At 66.9% G+C, this 4,316-nt stretch carries 3 protein-coding genes; all 3 read left to right on the top strand.

All coding sequences use genetic code 11. The features are described from left to right. Positions 1 to 249, top strand: a 249-nt coding sequence (locus ACLFKU_RS42480) for an HlyD family secretion protein (protein WP_410853223.1), incomplete at its 5' end; no start/stop codon positions are given. A gap of 12 nt (positions 250 to 261) precedes the next feature. After that, positions 262 to 3,408: a multidrug efflux RND transporter permease subunit SmeE gene (gene smeE, locus ACLFKU_RS42475; RefSeq protein ID WP_410853222.1), complete on the top strand. Its 3,147-nt coding sequence runs from the start codon at positions 262 to 264 to the stop codon at positions 3,406 to 3,408. Beyond that, positions 3,401 to 4,316 (top strand): efflux transporter outer membrane subunit (locus ACLFKU_RS42470; protein ID WP_410853221.1); only part of this gene is annotated, 916 nt, incomplete at its 3' end. The genes smeE and ACLFKU_RS42470, both read left to right, overlap by 8 nt.

Raw genomic sequence — 4,316 nt, 5'->3', positions numbered from 1 at the left:
CGCGATCCCAAGGGCGATACCCGCGCCATGGTGGTCGGCAAGGACGACAAGGTCGAAGTGCGGCAGGTCAAGGTCAGCCGTTCGCTCGGCGACAAATGGCTGGTGGAAGACGGGCTCAAGGCCGGTGACAGGGTCATCGTCGAAGGCCTGCAGAAGATCCAGCCGGGCATGCCCGTGCAGGCCACCGAAATGGGCGCGGCCCCGGCCAAGCCGGCCGCCCCGCCGGCGGCTCCCGCCGCCCAGCAGTAACCGGAGAATTCCATGGCACGTTTTTTCATTGATCGCCCCATCTTCGCGTGGGTGATTGCGATCATCATCATGCTCGCCGGTGGCCTGGCGGTGCTCAAGCTGCCGGTGTCGATGTACCCGGAAGTGGCACCGCCGGCCGTCGAGATCAGCGCCAGCTATCCGGGTGCATCGGCCAAGGTGGTCGAGGACTCGGTGACGCAGATCATCGAGCAGAACATGAAGGGCCTGGATGGCCTGATCTACTTCTCCTCCAACAGCTCCTCCAATGGCCAGGCCACGATCACGCTGACCTTCCAGAGCGGCACCGACCCGGACATCGCCCAGGTGCAGGTGCAGAACAAGCTGCAGCTGGCGATGCCGCTGCTGCCGCAGGAAGTGCAGCGCCAGGGCATCAACGTGGCCAAGTCGAGCAGCGGCTTCCTGCAGGTGCTCGGCTTCGTGTCTGAAGACGGCAGCATGGATGCCAACGACATCTCCGATTACGTCGGCTCCAACATCGTCGATCCGCTGAGCCGCGTCCCGGGCGTGGGCAACATCCAGGTGTTCGGTGGCAAGTACGCCATGCGCATCTGGCTGGACCCCAACAAGCTGCACACCTACAAGCTGTCCACCGCCGAAGTGATCGCCGCGATCACCGCGCAGAACGCGCAGGTCGCCATCGGCCAGCTCGGCGGCGCGCCGTCGATCAAGGGCCAGCAGCTCAACGCCACCATCAACGCGCAGGACCGCCTGCAGACCCCGGAGCAGTTCCGCAACATCATCGTGCGCAGCGCGCAGGACGGTGCCGAACTGCGCCTGGCCGACGTCGCCCGGGTCGAGCTCGGCGCGGAATCGTACGACTTCGTGACCCGTTACAACGGCAAGCCGTCCTCGGGTATCGCGATCACCCTGGCCACCGGCGCCAACGCGCTGGCCACCGCCAACGGCGTGCGCGCCACCCTGGATGAAATGGCCCCGAACTTCCCGGCCGGCCTGAAGGCGGTGGTGCCGTATGACACCACGCCGTTCGTGCAGGTCTCGATCAAGGGCGTCATCAAGACCCTGATCGAAGCCATCGTGCTGGTGTTCCTGGTGATGTACCTGTTCCTGCAGAACTTCCGCGCGACCCTGATCCCGACGATCGCGGTGCCGGTGGTGCTGCTGGGCACGTTCGGCATCCTGGCCGCGCTGGGCTTCTCGGTGAACATGCTGACCATGTTCGCGATGGTGCTGGCGATCGGTCTGCTGGTCGATGACGCGATCGTGGTGGTGGAGAACGTCGAGCGGATCATGTCCGAGGAAGGACTGTCGCCGCTGGAGGCCACGCGCAAATCCATGACCCAGATCACCGGCGCGCTGGTCGGCATCGGCCTGGTGCTGTCGGCGGTGTTCGTGCCGATGGCCTTCATGAGCGGTGCCACCGGCGTCATCTACCGCCAGTTCTCGGCCACGATCGTTTCGGCGATGGCGCTGTCGGTGCTGGTCGCGATCGTGCTGACCCCGGCGCTGTGCGCGACCATGCTCAAGCCGCTCAAGAAGGGCGAGCACCACGTGGCCCACAAGGGCTGGTCCGGCCGCTTCTTCAACGCCTTCAACCGCGGCTTCGACCGCTCCAGCAATGGCTATCAGCGTGGCGTGCGCGGCATCCTCGGCCGTCCGTGGCGCTTCATGGGCGTGTTCGCCGCGCTGGCGCTGGTGATGGGCCTGCTGTTCATGCGCCTGCCCAGCTCGTTCCTGCCCAACGAAGACCAGGGCATCCTGATGGCGCTGGTGCAGACCCCGGTCGGTGCCACCCAGGAACGCACGCTGGAATCGATCGACAAGCTCGAAAAGCACTTCATGGAGAACGAGGCCGACGCGATCGAGTCGATCTTCTCGGTCCAGGGCTTCAGCTTCGCCGGCATGGGCCAGAACGCGGGCATGGCCTTCGTCAAGCTCAAGGACTGGAAGGACCGCGATGCGGACCAGGGCGCGATGCCGATCACCGGCCGTGCGATGGCCGCGCTGGGCGGGATCAAGGACGCCTTCATCTTCGCCTTCCCGCCGCCGGCGATGCCGGAACTGGGCATCGGCTCGGGCTACACCTTCTTCCTGAAGGACACCAGCGGTGCCGGCCATCAAGCGCTGCTGGACGCACGCAACCAGCTGCTCGGCATGGCCGGGCAGAGCAAGCTGCTGGCCAATGTGCGCCCGAATGGCCAGGAAGACACCCCGCAGCTGCGCATCGACATCGACGTCGGCAAGGCGAGCGCACTGGGCCTGTCGCTGGAGGCGGTCAACACGACGCTGGCGGCGGCCTGGGGCAGCAGCTACATCGATGACTTCATCGACCGTGGCCGGGTCAAGCGCGTGTATGTGCAGTCCGATGCGCCGTTCCGCATGAACCCGGAAGACTTCAACCTGTGGTCGGTCAAGAACACCGCCGGTGAGATGGTCCCGTTCTCGGCCTTCGCCAGCCAGCGTTGGGACTACGGTTCGCCGCGCCTGGAGCGCTACAACGGCGTGTCGGCGATGGAGATCCAGGGCGAGCCGGCCCCGGGCGTGGCCTCGGGCGATGCGATGAACGAAGTGGAGAAGCTGGCCAAGCAGCTGCCGGCCGGTTTCGACATCGAGTGGACCGCGCTGTCCTACCAGGAACGTCAGGCCGGTTCGCAGACGCCGCTGCTGTACACGCTGTCGCTGCTGATCGTGTTCCTGTGCCTGGCCGCGCTGTATGAAAGCTGGAGCGTGCCGACCTCGGTGCTGCTGGTGGCCCCGCTGGGCATCCTCGGTGCGGTGCTGGCCAACACCATGCGGGGCATGGAGCGCGACATCTACTTCCAGGTGGCGATGCTGACCACGGTCGGCCTGACCAGCAAGAACGCGATCCTGATCGTGGAGTTCGCCAAGGAAAACCTGGAGAAGGGCGCCGGCCTGATCGAGGCGACGATGCACGCTGTGCGTGACCGTCTGCGCCCGATCATCATGACCTCGCTGGCCTTCGGCCTGGGCGTGCTGCCGCTGGCGATCGCCTCGGGTGCCGGTTCCGGCGCACAGCAGGCCATCGGTACCGGCGTGCTCGGCGGCATGCTGGTCGGCACGGTGCTGGGTGTGTTCTTCATCCCGCTGTTCTTCGTGGTGGTGCAGCGCGTGTTCAATCGCAAGAAGTACGGCAAGAACGCCGGAGGTTCCGATGCGTAAGCCCATGATGGCCAGCCTGGCGCTGGCCGTGAGCCTGGTGCTGTCCGGCTGCTCGAGCCTGGAGCCGCGCAGTACCGAAGTCGCCCCGGCGATTCCCTCGCAGTGGCCGGGCACGGCCACCACTGGGGCGCAGACCGCAACGGCTGATGTCGCCGACATCGGCTGGCGCGACTTCTTCGTCGATCCGCGCCTGCAGGCGGTGATCACCCAGTCGCTGGACAACAATCGCGACCTGCGCGTGGCTGTGCTCAATGTCGAGCGCGCCCGGGCGCAGTACCGGATCCAGCGCGCCGATCGCGTGCCGGCCATCGGCGTGCAGGGGCAGATGACCCGCAGTGGCGGCGATGCCCCGGTGACCGAGCAGTTCAGTGCGAACCTCGGCGTGGTCGAGTTCGAACTGGATTTGTTCGGGCGCGTGCGCAATCTGAGCCAGGCCGCGCTGCAGCAGTACTTCGCCGAAGCGGCCAACCGCCGCAGTGCGCAGCTGTCGCTGGTCGCCGAGGTGGCCAACGCATGGCTGACCCTGGGCGCCGACAGCGAACAGCTGCGGATCGCCCAGGCGACACTGGCGACCTATGAAGACTCGCTGCGCCTGACCGAGGCGCGTCGTCAGCTCGGCGGCGCCTCGGCGCTGGAACTGAGCCAGACCCGTACCCTGGTGGAGACCGCGCGCACGGATGTGGCGCGCTTTGCCGGGCAGGTCGCGCAGGACCGCAATGCGCTGGTGCTGCTGGCCGGTGGGCCGATCGATGCGTCCCTGCTGCCGCAGGCCGAGGTGACCGACGTGGCCAGTGTGCGTCCGCTGCCGGCCGGCGTGCCGGGCGACGTGCTGCTGCGGCGACCGGACGTGATGGCCGCCGAGCACGTGCTGCTGTCGGCCAACGCCAACATCGGCGCGGCGCGCGCGG

Source organism: Paraburkholderia sp. EG304, assembly GCF_046543485.1.
In the GTDB taxonomy this organism is placed as follows: domain Bacteria; phylum Pseudomonadota; class Gammaproteobacteria; order Burkholderiales; family Burkholderiaceae; genus Paraburkholderia; species Paraburkholderia youngii.
The sequence above is the reverse complement of the archived record's forward strand: the minus strand, read 5'-3'. Positions and strand labels throughout refer to the sequence as shown.

Bases quoted from the DNA above. Each gene is read 5' to 3' on its own strand.
- smeE (WP_410853222.1), top strand. From the start codon at position 262: ATGGCACGTTTTTTCATTGATCGCCCCATCTTCGCGTGGGTGATTGCG.